The following is a 15,295-nucleotide window of genomic DNA, read 5'->3' as shown; positions in this document are numbered from 1 at the left end:
CCGGTTACGGCTTGGGCGCCCAGTCCCACACCGACATGTCGTCGCGCGGGTACTGGCTGCAGGCTTCGGTCGACTTGGCGACGACACCCTTGTTGTTGAAGAAGATCTTGGCGTGATTGGGCCACGACACGGTCAGCGGGTCGGCGAAGTTCGTCGCCAGTTCCTCGGAGTAGGCGCGGCGCTGCTCGGGGTTCAGCGAGAAGAACCAGTGCATCTTGTCGATGGCGGCCTGCTGCACCTGCACCGGCTTGTTGTGCATGTCGATCATGTACCGCTCGTAGTAGACCGGCGACAGGTCGCGGCTGGCGGCCAGCATCTGCTCGGCGCTGCAGTCGGTGCGGATCACCCGCCGCGGGATCGGGAAGTCATCGGTGGCGTCAGCGGCGGCGGTGGCGGGCAACAGAACAGCCGCGAAGCCGGCGACGGCGGCCAGCGCGGCCGCGCGGAGAAGCGGGCGGTGCGTACGCATGGAATCCACTGTAGCCATTACCCCGTTCTTTCCCTATGTCGGTTTCGGCCGACGATCCCCCCTGGTGAGACCGCTGAGCCGGGTGAGACGGATGCAACGGCGAATGGCTGCGCAGCCCTCCGAACTCGATTCGCAATGCTACATAACTTTAGCCGAGCTACCTAATTATTCTCCGGCCCTGGTCACATGGGCTCGCTCACAGCCGAGCGGCGGTTGTGGCACCGGCGGCGGTCCTCCTCAGGCCTGCGGCCGGGAGAACTCCTCGGCGACTTCGTCGTCGGAGCCCTGCGCGGCGGCGGCCTCCCGATGCCGGGCGGCCTTGCCGCCGACGTGGGGCAGCACGTTGATGGGCCACCAGAACCAGCGACCCAGCAGCGCCGCGATCGACGGTGTCATGAACGCCCGCACGATCAACGTGTCGAACATCAGCCCCAGCCCGATGGTGGTGCCGATCTGCCCGATGATGCGCAGGTCGCTAACGGCCATCGAGGCCATGGTGAAGGCGAACACCAGGCCGGCTGCCGTCACCACCTTCCCGGTACCGCCCATCGCCCGGATGATGCCGGTGTGCAACCCGGCATGGATCTCCTCTTTGAACCGGGAGACCAACATCAGGTTGTAGTCCGATCCCACCGCCAGCAGCACGATCACCGACATCACCATCACCAGCCAGTGCAGCTGCATGCCGATGAGGTACTGCCAGACCAGTACCGACAGCCCGAACGACGCCCCCAGGGACAGCGCGACGGTCCCGACGATCACCAACGCGGCGATCAGCGCACGGGTGATCAGCAGCATGATGACGAAAATCAGGCACAGCGAGGCGATTCCGGCGATCAGCAGGTCGTAGTAGGAGCCGTCGTGCATGTCCTTGAACAGCGCCGCGGTCCCGCCGAGGTAGATCTTGGCGTCCTCCAGCGGTGTTCCCTTGAGCGCCTCCTCGGCAGCGGTCCGGATCTTGTCGATGTGCGAGATACCTTCTGCCGTCGCGGGATTACCCCGGTGGGAGATGATCATCCGGACGGCCTTGCCGTCCGGGGACAAGAACATGTTCATCGCACGCTTGAAGTCCGGGTTCTCGAACACCTCCGGCGGCAGATAGAACGAGTCGTCGTTCTTGGACTCGTCGAACGCCTTGCCCATCGCGGTGGCGTTGTCGCCCATCTCCTCCATCTGGGCGAAGATTCCGGACATGGTGCTGTGCATCGTCAGCATCATGGTCTGCATGGTCGCCATGGTGTCGATCATCGGCGGGAAGGTGGTCAGCATCTGCGGCATGAGCTTGTCCATGTCGCCCATGTGCAGGATCATCCTGTCCATGCTCTCGCTCATCGGATCGACACTGTCGACCATGTCGAACGCCGAGCGCAGCGAGAAGCAGATCGGGATGTCGTAGCAGTGCGGTTCCCAGTAGAAGTAGCTGCGAATCGGCCGCCAGAAATCTTCGAAATCGGCGATGTGGTCGCGGATGTCATAGATCTGAGCCTGTAGGACGTCCATGTCGGCCACCATCGCGTGGGTGGTGCTGGCCAACTGGCTCATGTAGCCGAGCATCTGCCGCATGGTCGCGATGGTCTCGCCCATCGCGTCGGCCTGGGTGAGCATGTCGTCCATGCGCTTCTTCTGGAACTGCATGGTCTGCATCTGGCCGGCGTTCTGCATGCTCATCTGAAACGGAATGGAGGTGTGTTCCAGTGGGGTTCCCTGCGGCCGGGTGATCGCCTGCACCCGGGAGATTCCGACGACCTTGAACACCGCCTTGGCCAGTTTGTCGATGACCAGGAAGTCTGACGGGTTGCGCAGGTCGTGATCGGCTTCGATCATCAGCACCTCCGGCATCATCCGGGACTGCGAGAAGTGCCGGTCGGCCGCGGCGAAGCCCTCGTTGGCCGGGATGTCGGTGGGGATGTACTTGCGGTCGTCGTAGGCCGGCTGATAGCCCGGCAGCGCCAGCAGGCCGACGGCCGCAATGGCCAGCGAGGCAACCAGAATCGGCCCCGGCCACCGCACGATCGCCGTCCCAAGCTGCCGCCAGCCGCGGGTGCTCATCTTGCGCTTGGGCTCGAACAGGCCGAATCGGCTGCCGACGGTGATGATCGCCGGCCCCAATGTCAACGCGGCCAGCACCGAGATGACCATGCCCACCGCACACGGGATACCCAGCGAGACGAAGTAGGGCATGTGGGTGAAGTGCAGACAGAACAACGCGCCGGCGATGGTCAGGCCGGAGCCCAGGATGACGTGCGAGACGCCGTTGAAAGCGGTGTAGTAGGCCGTCTCCGGGTCCTCACCGTTGTGGCGGGCCTCGTGATAGCGGCCGATCAGGAAGATGGCGTAGTCGGTGCCGGCGGCGATCGCCAGCGAGACCAGCAGGTTGACGGCAAACGTCGTCAACCCGACCAGGTGGTGATGGCCCAGGAATGCCACCACCCCGCGCGCGGCGGACAACTCCATGCCGACCATCGCCAGCAGCAGCACCACGGTGGTGACCGACCGATAGACCGCCAGCAGCATGGTCAGGATCACCAGAATGGTGACGGCCATCATCTTCAACATGGACTTGTCGCCGGCGTGGTTCATGTCGTTGGCCAGTGCCGCGGTGCCGGTGACATAGACCGTCAACCCGGGTGGGGCCTCGATCGAGTCCACGATGTTGCGGACCGACTCGACGGAGTCGTTGGCCGTCGCCTGGCCGATGTTGCCGACCAGGTTCAGTTGCACGTAAGTCGCTCTGCCGTCGGCACTCTGGGCGCCGACGGCGGTCATCGGGTCACCCCAGAAGTCCTGGACGTGCTGCACATGAGCGGTGTCGGCTTTGAGCCGCTTGACCATTTCGGCGTAGTACTCGTGCTCGGCATCGCCGAGTTCGTGGTCGGCCTCCAGCACGATCATCGCGGTGCTGTCGGAATCCGATTCCTGGAAGACCCTGCCCATCTCGGTCATGGCCTGCATGGACGGCGCGGACGTCGGGCTCGCCGACACGGCGTTCTCTTTGCCGATCTGCTCCAGCGACGGCACGGTGGCGCCGAGCAGCACGATCAGGCCAACCCAGAAGAGGATGATCGGCACCGACAGCCGGCGAATGGTGTGCGCGACGAACGTCCGCTGAGGAGGTCCGCCCGCGCTACTGGTTATAGGCGGACTCATGCCGCCTTCAGCAGACAGAAGGTGTAGGCGTTCACCTCGTTGGAGATGCGTTCGGCCTTCACCTCCCCATCCACCGTGATCCGGCACCCGATGCTGTTGCTATCGCCTTGCGCCATAATGCTTCCCACCACTGCCGGCAAGGTGGTCACGATTTCGAGCTGCCACGGCAGTTGGACGCCTTGGACCCGTTGCGGCTCGGAGTTGACGTCGAAGTAACTGATGTCTGCCACAGTGCCTGGGGGGCCGAAGATCTCATAGGTCAACCGCTTCGGGTTGAACGGCTTGGTCTCGTCGATCTGGCCGTCGGAATATGACGGGCGCTTCTCGGATCCGAACAGACCATGGATGCGCGTCACCGTGAACCCGGCGACACCAACCACGGCCAGAATCACCAGGGGTATCCACACCCGACTCAGCACCTTGAAAATCGGAGTCCCCTTCACCTAGCACCTTTGGGTACCCTAACCCAAGTCCACGTGCGTAAACGCACGCTACAGCACGGCCCGGAGCTGTCGCAACGCACACCATGTGCGTTATCCTCGCGCCGTGCGGCAGGTCCCATTTCAACGCGCTCGCAGCGAAGAAAAGAAACGTCAGCGGGCAGAAGCGCTGGTGGAAGCCGCGCGTTCGGTGGCTCTCGAAGCCGGCGTCGCGTCGGTGACCCTGACCGCCGTGGCCACGCGGGCCGGGGTGCACTACTCGGCCGTGCGCCGCTACTTCAGCTCCTATAAGGAGGTGCTGCTGCGCCTGGCGGCCGAAAGTTGGGAGCGCTGGTCGGAGTCGGTCTGCTCCGAATTGGACCAGCCCGGGCCGGCGACACCGGACCGGGTGGTCGAGACGCTGGTCAGCGGGCTCGCCGCTGACCCGCTCTTCTGCGACTTGCTGTCCAACCTGCACCTGCACTTGGAACACGAGGTGGACGCCGAGCGGGTGATCGAAGTAAGACGGGTCAGCATGGCCGCGGTGACGGCCAGCGCGGGCGCGATCGAGCGGGTGCTGCCCGGGATCGGCCAGCGCGGCGCACTGGATCTGCTGCTGGCCGCTTATTCGCTGGGCTCGGTGCTGTGGCAGATGGCGCACCCACCGGCGACGCTGACCGCCGCCTACTCCGACGAGCCGGCATTGTCGCCCGAGTGGGACCTGGATTTCACCACCGCGCTGACCCGACTGCTGACCGCCACGTGCGTGGGGCTGCTGGAGCGGTCAGTCTGACTTCTCCCGGCTGGGCTGCACCCGCTTGGGTTCGCCGGGCATCTTCGGATAGTTCGGCGGGTAGGGCAGGTCGCCGAGGCCGCGTGCTTCGTCGGCGACGACCATCTCGAGCAGCGGCTCGAGCGACTGCTCGAGGTCGTCGATGGTGCGCCACGGATCGCCGCGTCGGGCGAGCAGCTCGGGCACGGTGGCGATCGTGTAGTCGTCGGGGTCGGCGCCGTCGGCCAACTCGTCCCAGCTCAACGGTGTGGAGACGGTGGCGATCGGGGTGGCCCGCACCGAGTAGGCCGACGCCATGGTGCGGTCGCGGGCGTTCTGGTTGAAGTCGAGGAAGATCCGGGCGCCCCGCTCTTCCTTCCACCACGAGGTGGTGACCGCCTCCGGGGCACGCCGCTCGATCTCGCGGGCCAGCGCGATTCCGGCCCGGCGGACCTCGATGAAGTCCCAATCCGGCTTGATCCGCAGGTAGACGTGCAGGCCGCGGCCGCCCGACGTCTTGACGTATCCGACGAGTCCGAGCTCGGCGAGCAGCGGCCGCACCGCCTCCAGCGCAACCGCACGGGCCTGCGCGAACCCGGTGCCGGGCTGCGGGTCCAGGTCGATGCGCAGCTCGTCGGGGTGGTCGGTGTCGGGACAGCGCACCGGCCAGGGGTGCAGGGTGACGGTGCTCATCTGCACCGCCCACAAGATGTCCGCGGGCCGGGTGACCTTGAGCGCATCGGCGGTGCGGCCGGACGGGAACGTCACCCGGCAGGATTCCAGGTAGTCGGGATGCCCACGCGGCAGCCGCTTCTGGTAGACCTCGTCACCTTCAATGCCGTCGGGGAAGCGCTGCAGGTGGGTGGGCCGGTCCCGCAGCGCCTGCAGCAGCGGCCCGCTCGCCACCGCCAGGTAATAGTCGGCCAGCGCCCGTTTGGTGCCGCCCGCGCCGAGCCGGGGAAAGTACGCCTTGTCGCCGCTGGTGAAGCGAACGGCGATGCCGTCGACGTCCAATTCCTCGGCTTCCGGCATCTCAGGTCTCCAGCACGTCGGCCAGTTCGTAGTTCAGCGGGACGTCGAGCTGGTCGAAGGTGCAGCTGGCCGGGTCGCGGTCGGGACGCCACCGCACCAGCTTCACGGTGTGGCGGAACCGGTCGCCTTCCATCTGGTCGTAGGCGACCTCGGCGACGCGCTCGGGCCGGATCGGGACCCACTGCTTGTCGGCAGCGGAGTTCCACCGGCTCGGTTCGCCGTCCCGGACGTCGCCGAGGCGCAGCGGCTCCAGCTCGGCCAGCAGGGCCAGCCGATCGGCGTCGCTGAACGCCGCGGCACCGCCGACCATCGCCAGCTCGCCATCGGGGCGGTACAGGCCCAGCAGCAGCGAGCCGATGCCGGCGCCGCTCTTGTGGATGCGATACCCCATGACCACGCAGTCGGCGTCGCGACGGTGTTTGATCTTGACCATCTCGCGCTTGCCGGGCAGATAAGGCCCGTCGGTGCGCTTGGCGACCACCCCGTCGAGCCCGGCCCCTTCGAACGTGGTGAGCCAGTGTCTGGCCTGCTCGGGGTCGGAGGTGGCGCGGGTGACATGGCAGCTGGTCCCGCCGCTCACCAGCTCGGCCAGTGCTTCCCGTCGCACCGAAAACGGCTCGCCGAGCAGCGACGCGGACCCGGTGGCCAATACGTCGAAGCCGATGAACTGCGCCGGGGTCTGCTCGGCCAGCATCCGCACCCGGCTCTGGGCGGGATGGATGCGCTGGCTCAAAGACTCCCAGTCCAGCCGGGTCCGTCCACCGATCCGGCGTGGCACCACCACCTCCCCGTCGAGCACGCAGCGCGGGGCGACCTCGGCGCGCAGGGCATCCAGCAGTTCGGGAAAGTAACGGCCCAGCGGTTTGCCGTTGCGCGATTGCAGCAGCACCTCGTCGTCGTCGCGAAAGACGATGGCACGGAAACCGTCCCACTTGGGTTCATAGGACCAGCGCCCGGGCGCCTCGCCCTCCCCGGGAACGGCGACCGCAGCCTTGGCGAGCATCGGGGCTACCGGCGGCGCCACGGGCAGGTCCATGGTGTTCATGATGTCGATGAAAACCGTGCCGAGTGTGCGGTTTGGCACTCGCAGCGGCCGAATCGGCGTACAAACCGCTCACTCGACGTACGGCGGAAGGTCACCGACGCAGGAACTCCACGATGTGGCGGGCCAACTCCTCGCCGGCATCCTCCTGCAGGAAGTGGCCGGCGTCGTGGATCACCGGGTGCGCCCGGCCGCGCGCGCCGCGCATCTCCCGCTGGAAGATCGGCGCCATCGCCCCGGTGATCGGGTCGCCGTCACTGAATGCGACCAGCATCGGCGTCTCCGAGGCGCACAGCGCGGCCCACGCCGAGCGGTTGGCCGGGGCGGACGGGTCCTCGGGGGTGGTCGGGATCAGTGACGGCATGGTCCGCGGCCCGACGCAGTAGCTGTCGTCGGGGAACGGGGCGTCGTATCCGGCCCGGACCGCATCACCCATCGGCTTGCGGCACCCGGACTGCACGAACCACCCGACGTCGATCGTCGGGGCGCTCTGGATCGCCTCCCGGAAGCGCCACCAGATCTCCGGCATCGGGATGTCCCCGGTGGGCAGACCGGTGTTGGCCACCACGACCCGGCTGAACCGATCCGGGTTCTCGGCGACCAGCCGCAGCCCGATCAACCCGCCCCAGTCCTGGCCGACCAGCGTCGCCCGCTGCAGGCCCAGCACGTCGAACGCCAGCGCCCGCATCCACTCGACGTGGCGGGCGTAGGTGTGGTCGTGGGCTTGAGTCGGCTTGTCCGAACGCCCGAACCCGACCAGGTCCGGACAGATGACCCGGTGCCCGGCCTCGACCAGAATCGGGATCATCTTGCGGTACAGATACGACCACGACGGCTCGCCGTGCAGCATCAGGATCGGGTCGGCGTCCTCGGGGCCGTCCTGCACCCAGGCCACCCGCAGGGTGCCGCCGTCGTCGTCGTCGAGGTCGCAGAACTGGGGCTGATAATCGAAATCGGGGAGGCCGACGAACCTGTCGTCGGGGGTGCGCAGGGTCTGCATGAGGTGACGATACCGTGAAGGTATATACCCTCGGGGGTATCTGTTAGACTGTGATCACAGCGATGAAGGAGGTCCCATGTCGGTCGCGATGAGCACCGCGGTCTCCGGTGTCGACTTCGACACCGTTACCGCGAAAACACGAGAAATACTGAAAGACAACGGTTTCGGTGTACTGACCGAAATCGACATGCAGGCTACCCTGCGGGCCAAACTCGGCGAGGAAATGGAGCGCTACCTGATCCTGGGCGCCTGCAACCCCCCGCTGGCGCACCGCGCGGTGACCGCCGAGAAGCGGATCGGGGTGCTGCTGCCGTGCAATGTGGTGGTCCGCGAGGACCCGCAACACCCCGAGACGGTGCTCGTCGAGGCGATGAACCCGCAACTGATGGCCCAGGTCGTCGACAATCCGGCGCTCGCGCCGATCGCCGACGAGGTGACCGAGAAGATCCGCACCGTCATCGATACCCTGGCTGTTGCCCTGCGTACCGCCTGAAAGGAACCGCTGATGTGCTACCCCGTGCCGTGTCGGGTCTGCGGCAAGACCACCTGGGACGGCTGCGGCGAGCACATCGCCGAGGTCCGCGCGCAGGTTCCGCCCGAGCAGTGGTGCGAGGGGCACCCGGAGGCCGGGCGCCGCTTCTGAGCGAACGGATTATGGTGTGTGGATGCCGGAGCAGACCACACCCACCGTGCGCACCCTGGTGGAGTCGCTGCGGCTACAGGCCGACCGGCACGGCGACAAGGTCGCCTTCAGTTTCGCGCCCGACGGCAAGAAGGTCATCGCCCGGCTGAGCTACCGGGATCTGGACACCCAGGCGCGGGCAATCGCGTCCAGTCTGCAAGATCAGGGCGCGGCCGGGCAGCGGGTCCTGGTGATCTGCCGTCCGGGCCTGGACAGCATCGCCAGCATCTTCGGCTGCTTGTACGCCGGCGCCGTTGCGGTGCCGGTGGACACCCCGCTTGCCCGGCTGAAACTGGTTGCGCCCGACGCGCAGGCCGGCTTCGCGGTCGCGACCTCCGACACCCGAAACCAACTGCAGGCGGTGGCCGCCGACGTGCCCGGCATGTCGTCGTTGCAATGGTGTGCCACCGACCAGGCCGGCCACCCCGACGCCTGGCAGACGCCCGACGTCGGCCCGGACACCACAGCCCTGATCCAGTACACCTCCGGTTCGACCAGATCGCCCAAGGGCGTCGTGGTGACGCACGACAACCTCATCCACAATCTGGAGGCGATCCGGCGGGCCTGGCGCGGTGACGAAAACGCCAGGAGTCTTTACTTTCTGCCCCAGCAGCACGACATGGGACTCATCGGCGGAGTCCTGGAGATGATCTACGTCGGCTGCAGCACGGTGTTGATGTCTCCGATCGCCTTCTTCCAGCGCCCCATGCTGTGGCTGGAAGCGATGTCTGCGCACCGCGCCACCACAACCGCGGCACCCAACGCCGCCTACCGGCTGTGCGTCAAACACAGCACCGCGGCCCAGCGTGCGGCGTTGGATCTGTCGCACTGGTCCACTGCCGCTGTCAGTTCCGAGCAAGTGCACGCCTCGACGATGCAGGAGTTCGCCGACGCGTTCGCTCCGGCGGGCTTCCAGCTGCAGGCGTTTCGTCCGGCCTACGGCCTGGCCGAGGCCACCCTGCTGGTTACCGGCGACCCCGGTCCCGGCGTCGCCGGCGTGCGGTACGTCGACGGCGACGCCCTCGGCGAGAATCGGGCCGTCGACGTCACTGCCGACACCGCGGCCGTGGCACTGGTCAGCTGCGGTCCGCCGGTGTACGGCCAACGGGTCGTGATCGTCGATCCGGAGACCCGCCTGCAACGCGGGCCGGACGAGGTCGGCGAGATCTGGGTGTCCGGGCCCAGTGTGGCGCAGGGCTACTGGGCACGGCCGGTGGAGACCGCGCACACCTTCGGCGGATACCTGGCCGACACTGGCGAGGGGCCGTTCCTGCGCACCGGAGACCTGGGTTTTCTGTGCAAGGACGAGGTCTTCGTCACCGGACGGTGGGCCGACCTGATCACCATCGCCGACAGCACCTACTACCCGAACAACATCGAGCCGACCGTGCAGGCCTGCCATCCGGTGCTGCTGGCCGACCGCGGCGCGGCCTTCGCGGTTCAGCCCGATGCCGGCGCCGACAGCCACTTGGTTGTCCTGCAGGAGGTGGACTACCAGCAGCAGGTCGCCGAGGCCGAACTCGCCGGCGCCATCGACGCCATCCGGGCGGCGATCCGCGACCAGCACGGCATCGAGGCGCACGACGTGTTGCTGGTGCCGGCGATGCGGTTGCCCACCACCTCCAGCGGCAAGATCCGGCGCGGCGAATGCCGGCGGCAGTTCCTCGACGGCGAACTGGAGGCACTGGCCCAATGGCATGCTCCGGCGGTTCCGGCGGTGCGCGCCAGGAACGGACCCGGCGCCAGCGCGCTGGCCAAGATGATCGTCACCGGCCTGGCGCAGCGCCGGCAGCAACCCGGTACCCCGCCGCCCCGCACCAGCGGTTAGGGCTCAGAACTGCTGGCGCTCAGGTGATCCAGCAGCCGGTCGAGGACGGGCCGCTGCCCGGCCAGCAGCTTGGTGCGGGCTCGGGCAACGGGAAACCAGCCGACCCGGTCGACCTCGGGGAACTCCCGCAGTTTCCCTGACCGCGGCGGCCACTCCAGTTCGAAGGTGTTGCTGTGCGCGTCGGTGACGTCCAGGTCGCCGCGCACGGCGAACACCGTGACCACCTTTCCGCCGGCCTGGTGCACCACACCGAGATCCAGCCGCTCACCCTCGGGCGGGTCCAGGCCGATCTCCTCGACGAACTCCCGGCGCGCGGTGACCCACGGGTCCTCGCCGTCGGGTTGCTCGCCCTTGGGGATCGACCACGCCCCGTCGTCCTTGCGCGCCCAGAACGGCCCGCCGGGGTGGGCGATCAGCACCTCGACGGCGCCGTCGGCGCCCGGCCGGTACAGCAGCAACCCGGCGCTGCGCTTGGCCACGCCTCACACACCCACGGCGTGTTCCAGTTCCTGCAGCGAGGTGTCCAGGTGCCGCAGCAGACGCTGCAGGTGCGGAACCGAGCGACGGCAGCCGACCAGCCCGAAGTCGAGGTTGCCGGCGTTGCTGACCACGGTCATGTTCAGCGCCTGCCCGTCCAGGGCGATCGACAGCGGGTAGTTGCCGTCCAGCCGGGCGCCCCGCCAGTACAGCGGCTCGGCCGGCCCGGGCACGTTGGAGATGACGATGTTGAACGGCGGAGGCGCCGCCGAGACGAAGCCGGGGAGGGCTGTCAATGCCAGCGGCGCCATGTTGGCCGCCGACAGCGCCAACGCCTGAGCGCGCGGCAACTGGCTGAACACCTTCTTGTTGCTGCGCATCGACTCGCTGATGGTCTCGAGCCGCTGCGCCGGGTCGGCCAGGTCAGTGGCCAGGTTGCACAAGATGGTGCCGACCATGTTGCCGCCGGCATCGGCGTCGGCTTCCCCGCGCAGGCTCACCGGGACCATCGCCACCAGCGGATGCTCCGGCAGGGCGCGCTGCTCGTCGAGGTAGGCGCGCAGCGCCCCGGCGCACATCGCCAGCACCACATCGTTGACGGTCACCCCGGCGGCCCGTTTGATCGCGATGACGCGTTCCACCGGCCAGGACTGCGCCGCGCACCGGCGGGCCCCGCCGATCTTGACGTTGAGCATGGTGCGCGGCGCTTCGAACGGCAGGGTCAGCTGCTGTTCCAGCAGTGCCGACCGCGCCAGCTTCACCGTCGACGGGCCCAGGGCCGCAATATCTTTGACCATTCCGGCCAACCCCCGCAGCCGGGACGGAGCATCGGGGCGCGGTCGCGACGGCGGCGCCAGGGACCACGGGGTGCGCAGGTCCGCCTCCCGCGGATCGACCGACAACGTGCGGCGCAGTAGCCGCAGCAGCGAGACGCCGTCGATCAGGCTGTGGTGGATCTTGACGTACACCGCGAACCGGCCGTCGGCCAGGCCCTCCACCAGGTGCGCCTCCCACAGCGGGCGGTGCCGGTCGAGCAGGCTGCCGTGCAACAGCGACGTCAACTCCAGCAGGTCGCGGACCCGGCCGGGAACGGGCAGCGCCGAACGCCGCACGTGGTACTCGACATCGACATCGTCGTCGAAGGCCCACCCCACGTTGGCGATCCCGCCCAGCAGGGTCGCCGGCCGTTTACGGAACGCGGGCTGCAGATCACGGGCGCCCAGCAACCCCTGGTAGATCTCGCCGACGAATTCCAGACCGGCCCCCTCCGGGGGCTCGAACAGCATCAGGCCACCGACATGCATGGGATGCTCGCGGCTCTCGGCCAATAGGAAGACCGAATCGAGCGGCGACATCAGCTGCATCGGTCCATTAGACCCCGGACGGCCGTGCCGCGCTTGCTAGTCTTTCCCGGTGCGTCGCCGGACCCTCGTCTGTGTCGCCGCGGTCGCGTGTTTCGTGGCGACAATCGCCGGTGCGCCCACCGCGCCCGCGGAGTCCGATATCGCCGGCAAGACGGTGTTTCTGGACCCGGGCCACAGCGGCGCCAACGATTCCTCGATCGCCCGGCTGGTGCCCAATGGACGCGGCGGCACCAAACCGTGCCAGACCAGCGGGACCGCCGCCGAGGACGGCTACCCCGAGCACAGCCTCAGCTGGGATGTGACCACCCGGATTCGCGCGGCGCTGGACCAACGGGGCGTGCATACCGAGCTCTCCCGTGGCGACGACACCTCGCCGGCCGCGTGCATCGACGCGCGGGCCGCCGCGGCCAACGCCGCGCGCCCGGATGCGATCGTGTCGATTCACGCCGACGGCGGGCCGGCGTCGGGTCGCGGCTTTCACGTCAACTACTCCAGCCCTCCGCTCAATGACGCCCAATCCGGGCCGGCGGTGCGGCTGGCCGGTGACATCCGGGACTCCCTGGCGGCCGCCGGCATCCCCGAGTCCAACTACCTCGGCGCCGACGGGCTCTACGGCCGGTCGGATCTGGCCGGGCTGAATCTGGCCGAATATCCGGCTGTGCTGGTCGAACTGGGCAATATGCGCAATGCCGACGACGCGGCGCTGCTGGAGAGCCCCGACGGGCGCGCCCGGTACGCCGCGGCCGTCACCGCTGGGATCATCGCGTTCCTCGGCAGGTGATGATGTCCGGGCGCGGCATGACCACCAGAACGCTTGTCGGCGCGGCCTGCCTGCTGCTGGCGTTGACCGGCTGCGCGGACAGCACGCCCACGGTGGTTGCCGGGCGGGCGGTGTCGATGCTGTACGACCCGGGCAGGGTCGGCGGATTGCCCACCGCCGACGGTCCCAGCGGCCCGCGCGGTGACGTCCCGCCCGTCAGCGCCAGGGTGGGTAACAGCGACGGCGGCCAGATCGACCGGTTGTCGCTGTGGGCGATCGACGACATCGAGGACTTCTGGACGCAGCACTACGGCGATTCCCTGAGCGGACAGTTCACGCCGGTGTCGACGCTGATCTCCTATGACTCCACCGACCCCAACACTCCCCAGGTGTGCGGCGGCGATGTCTACCACCTCCCGAACGCGATGTACTGCCGCCGGGCCGACACCATGGCCTGGGACCGGGCCAAGTTCATGCCGACGGCCCGAAAGTACTTCGGCGACATGGCGATCAACGGAACACTGGCCCACGAATACGGACACGCTCTGCAGGCCATGGCCCACACCGTGCACCCGCTGACCCGAACCCTGGTACGCGAACAGCAGGCCGACTGCTTCGCCGGGGTGTACCTGCAATGGGTGGCGGCGGGCAGATCCTCACGCGCGCAGTTGAGCACCGGCGACGGACTCAACCATGTGCTGGCCGGGCTGATCGTCATCCGCGACCCCGTCTCGACGCCCGAGAACCCGGTGTCGGTCTCCGACGAGCACGGCACCGCGCTGGACCGGGTCGGCGCCTTCCAGACCGGCTTCGACAACGGCGCGGAGATGTGCGCCGAGATCGACATGGGCGAGATCCGCAAGCGCCGCGGGAATCTGCCACGCTCCCTGTTCGATTCGGAGAACCCGCAAAGCGACCTCACCATCGACGAGCAGGTCTTGTCGACACTGATGGAGCAGCTGGGGCAGATCTTCGGCTTGTCGCGCCCACCGGCCCTGGCCACGTCGGGCAAGTGCCCCAGCGGCCACCAGCCCGATCCGGTGGCCTACTGCCCGGAGACCAACAGCGTCGTCGTCGACATGCCCGGCCTGCAGGAGATGAGCGCACCGACGGATCAGTCGACGCTGGGTATGCCGCAAGGTGACAACACCGGCTTGTCGGCCGTCACGTCGCGGTATGCGCTTGCGGTGCAACGCGAACGCGAGGTCGGACTGGAGTCGGCGACGGCGGCACTGCGAACGGCCTGTCTGACCGGGGTGGCCCAGCGCCGGATGGCCGAGCCGATGACGTTGTCCTCGGGACCGGGTCTGACGCTGGCCGGCGGCGACCTGGACGAGGCGGTCACCGGCCTGCTGATGAACGGCGTGGTCGCCAGCGACGTCGACGACAACACCGTGCCGGCCGGCTTCACCCGGATCCTGGCGTTCCGTTCGGGACTGCACGGCGATATCGACGGATGCTTCGAGCGGTTCCCGTGATGGAGGCGCGATGAACCGTCGACCCGACCGACCGGAGCGCCCGGAGCGGCGGACCCGGCCGATACCGCCGCGCGCACCGTGGCCCCCCGAGCAACGCCCGCCGGCGCCGGCTCCGCGCCCGCAACCTCCCCCACCGCCTGCCCAGCAGCCCTGGTATCTGGAGTTCCGCCGGCCCCCGGCCCAGCCGCCGCCGCGGGTTCCGCCGCCACCGCGCCCAACTCGGCCGCCGGTGTCCGGGCCCCGGCCTCCGATCCCGCCGCGTTCGGCGGTACCGCAATCCAAAAATGTTGATACGCAACGCGAGTCGAATCGGAACATGGTTCTGACCGGGGCCGCTGTCACCGCAGCGTTGACCCTGGCTGTGCTGCTGACGCTGGCGCTGCGCGGCGTCGTCGGCGGCTCGGGACCGGTCGAACTGGACGTCGCCCACGCCCAAGACGGGGTCCGCCGGGTGCTCACCGACCCGGTCAACGGCTACGGGCGCGACAAGGTCGGCGACGTCCGATGCAACAACGGGGTCAACCCGAGGGTCCGCAAGGGGACCAGTTTCACCTGCACGGTCACCGTCGGCGGCGCCCCGCGCCAGGTACTGGTGGAGTTCACCGACGACGCGGGGACCTACGCGGTGGACCGGCCGCGCTGAGAGCTGTGCGGCCAACGTGCGCGGTTGTACGCCGCTCCCAGCGTGTCGGCGTACAGACACGCACGCTCGGCGCGGGGACTGCTATGGCGGTGGCGGAGGGATTTGAACCCTCGGTGGGGGGTTACCCCACACACGCTTTCGAGGCGTGCTCCTTAGGCCGCTCGGACACGCCACCGCGGGAC

15 protein-coding genes and 1 tRNA gene are annotated in these 15,295 nt (G+C 68.2%); 7 read left to right on the top strand and 9 right to left on the bottom strand.

The features are described from left to right. Positions 1-4 precede the first annotated feature (4 nt). The 3 genes from G6N23_RS00395 to G6N23_RS00385 form a co-directional block, all read right to left on the bottom strand. Entirely contained in the window at positions 5-469 is a 465-nt protein-coding gene (locus G6N23_RS00395; protein ID WP_085260166.1) for a DUF5078 domain-containing protein, read from the bottom strand. Positions 470-706: 237 nt separating this feature from the next. Further along, complete coding sequence (locus tag G6N23_RS00390) at positions 707-3,616, bottom strand: MMPL/RND family transporter (RefSeq protein WP_173675050.1); 2,910 nt, start codon at positions 3,614-3,616, stop codon at positions 707-709. Next, the gene (locus G6N23_RS00385; RefSeq protein ID WP_085259963.1) at positions 3,613-4,035 is read right to left on the bottom strand and encodes an MmpS family transport accessory protein; all 423 of its coding nucleotides are present in this window, start codon (positions 4,033-4,035) and stop codon (positions 3,613-3,615) included. The genes G6N23_RS00390 and G6N23_RS00385 overlap by 4 nt, the downstream gene beginning before the upstream one ends. Positions 4,036-4,144: 109 nt before the next feature. Here G6N23_RS00385 and G6N23_RS00380 point away from each other — a divergent pair, with 109 nt between their 5' ends. After that, positions 4,145-4,828 (top strand): TetR/AcrR family transcriptional regulator, encoded by a 684-nt coding sequence (locus tag G6N23_RS00380; RefSeq protein ID WP_095174062.1) that lies wholly within the window; start codon positions 4,145-4,147, stop codon positions 4,826-4,828. Here the strand turns inward: G6N23_RS00380 and G6N23_RS00375 are convergent. The 3 genes from G6N23_RS00375 to G6N23_RS00365 form a co-directional block, all read right to left on the bottom strand. Beyond that, positions 4,820-5,839, bottom strand: a complete 1,020-nt coding sequence (locus G6N23_RS00375) for a DNA polymerase domain-containing protein (RefSeq protein ID WP_085259965.1) — start codon at positions 5,837-5,839, stop codon at positions 4,820-4,822. The genes G6N23_RS00380 and G6N23_RS00375 overlap by 9 nt on opposite strands. Before the next feature lies 1 nt (position 5,840). After that, positions 5,841-6,884 (bottom strand): ATP-dependent DNA ligase, encoded by a 1,044-nt coding sequence (locus tag G6N23_RS00370; protein ID WP_165758677.1) that lies wholly within the window; start codon positions 6,882-6,884, stop codon positions 5,841-5,843. A gap of 91 nt (positions 6,885-6,975) precedes the next feature. Continuing rightward, positions 6,976-7,881 (bottom strand): haloalkane dehalogenase, encoded by a 906-nt coding sequence (locus G6N23_RS00365; protein ID WP_085259966.1) that lies wholly within the window; start codon positions 7,879-7,881, stop codon positions 6,976-6,978. 76 nt (positions 7,882-7,957) lie between these two features. On the opposite strand from G6N23_RS00365, the gene G6N23_RS00360 reads away from it, so the two are divergent. Genes G6N23_RS00360 through G6N23_RS00355 form a run of 3 tightly spaced genes read left to right on the top strand, consistent with a single transcriptional unit; the run spans position 7,958 to position 10,391 of the window. Then, positions 7,958-8,374, top strand: a complete 417-nt coding sequence (locus G6N23_RS00360) for a DUF302 domain-containing protein (protein ID WP_085259967.1) — start codon at positions 7,958-7,960, stop codon at positions 8,372-8,374. A 12-nt stretch (positions 8,375-8,386) separates the two neighbouring features. Continuing rightward, positions 8,387-8,524 carry a DUF8730 family Cys-rich protein gene (locus G6N23_RS21405; RefSeq protein WP_165758678.1) on the top strand — a complete coding sequence of 46 codons (138 nt, stop codon included), beginning with the start codon at positions 8,387-8,389 and terminating at the stop codon, positions 8,522-8,524. A 22-nt stretch (positions 8,525-8,546) separates the two neighbouring features. Beyond that, positions 8,547-10,391: a fatty acyl-AMP ligase gene (locus G6N23_RS00355; RefSeq protein ID WP_165758679.1), complete on the top strand. Its 1,845-nt coding sequence runs from the start codon at positions 8,547-8,549 to the stop codon at positions 10,389-10,391. Here G6N23_RS00355 and G6N23_RS00350 read toward each other — a convergent pair. Together G6N23_RS00350 and G6N23_RS00345 are read right to left on the bottom strand one after the other, a co-directional pair. Further along, complete coding sequence (locus G6N23_RS00350) at positions 10,388-10,870, bottom strand: NUDIX hydrolase (RefSeq protein WP_085259969.1); 483 nt, start codon at positions 10,868-10,870, stop codon at positions 10,388-10,390. The genes G6N23_RS00355 and G6N23_RS00350 overlap by 4 nt on opposite strands. A 3-nt stretch (positions 10,871-10,873) precedes the next feature. Then, positions 10,874-12,232, bottom strand: a complete 1,359-nt coding sequence (locus G6N23_RS00345; protein WP_085259970.1) for a WS/DGAT/MGAT family O-acyltransferase — start codon at positions 12,230-12,232, stop codon at positions 10,874-10,876. Positions 12,233-12,326: 94 nt separating this feature from the next. On the opposite strand from G6N23_RS00345, the gene G6N23_RS00340 reads away from it, so the two are divergent. From G6N23_RS00340 to G6N23_RS00330, 3 genes are all read left to right on the top strand, one after another. Then, entirely contained in the window at positions 12,327-13,013 is a 687-nt protein-coding gene (locus G6N23_RS00340; protein ID WP_234808539.1) for an Rv3717 family N-acetylmuramoyl-L-alanine amidase, read from the top strand. 17 nt (positions 13,014-13,030) lie between these two features. Further along, complete coding sequence (locus G6N23_RS00335; RefSeq protein ID WP_234808524.1) at positions 13,031-14,470, top strand: neutral zinc metallopeptidase; 1,440 nt, start codon at positions 13,031-13,033, stop codon at positions 14,468-14,470. 316 nt (positions 14,471-14,786) lie between these two features. Further along, complete coding sequence (locus tag G6N23_RS00330) at positions 14,787-15,113, top strand: DUF4333 domain-containing protein (protein ID WP_085259972.1); 327 nt, start codon at positions 14,787-14,789, stop codon at positions 15,111-15,113. A gap of 84 nt (positions 15,114-15,197) precedes the next feature. Here the strand turns inward: G6N23_RS00330 and G6N23_RS00325 are convergent. Continuing rightward, a tRNA-Ser gene (locus tag G6N23_RS00325) sits at positions 15,198-15,288 on the bottom strand. Positions 15,289-15,295: the final 7 nt, after the last annotated feature.

It is taken from the genome of Mycolicibacter terrae (assembly GCF_010727125.1).
Taxonomy (GTDB): Bacteria; Actinomycetota; Actinomycetes; order Mycobacteriales; family Mycobacteriaceae; genus Mycobacterium; species Mycobacterium terrae.
The sequence above is the reverse complement of the archived record's forward strand: the minus strand, read 5'-3'. Positions and strand labels throughout refer to the sequence as shown.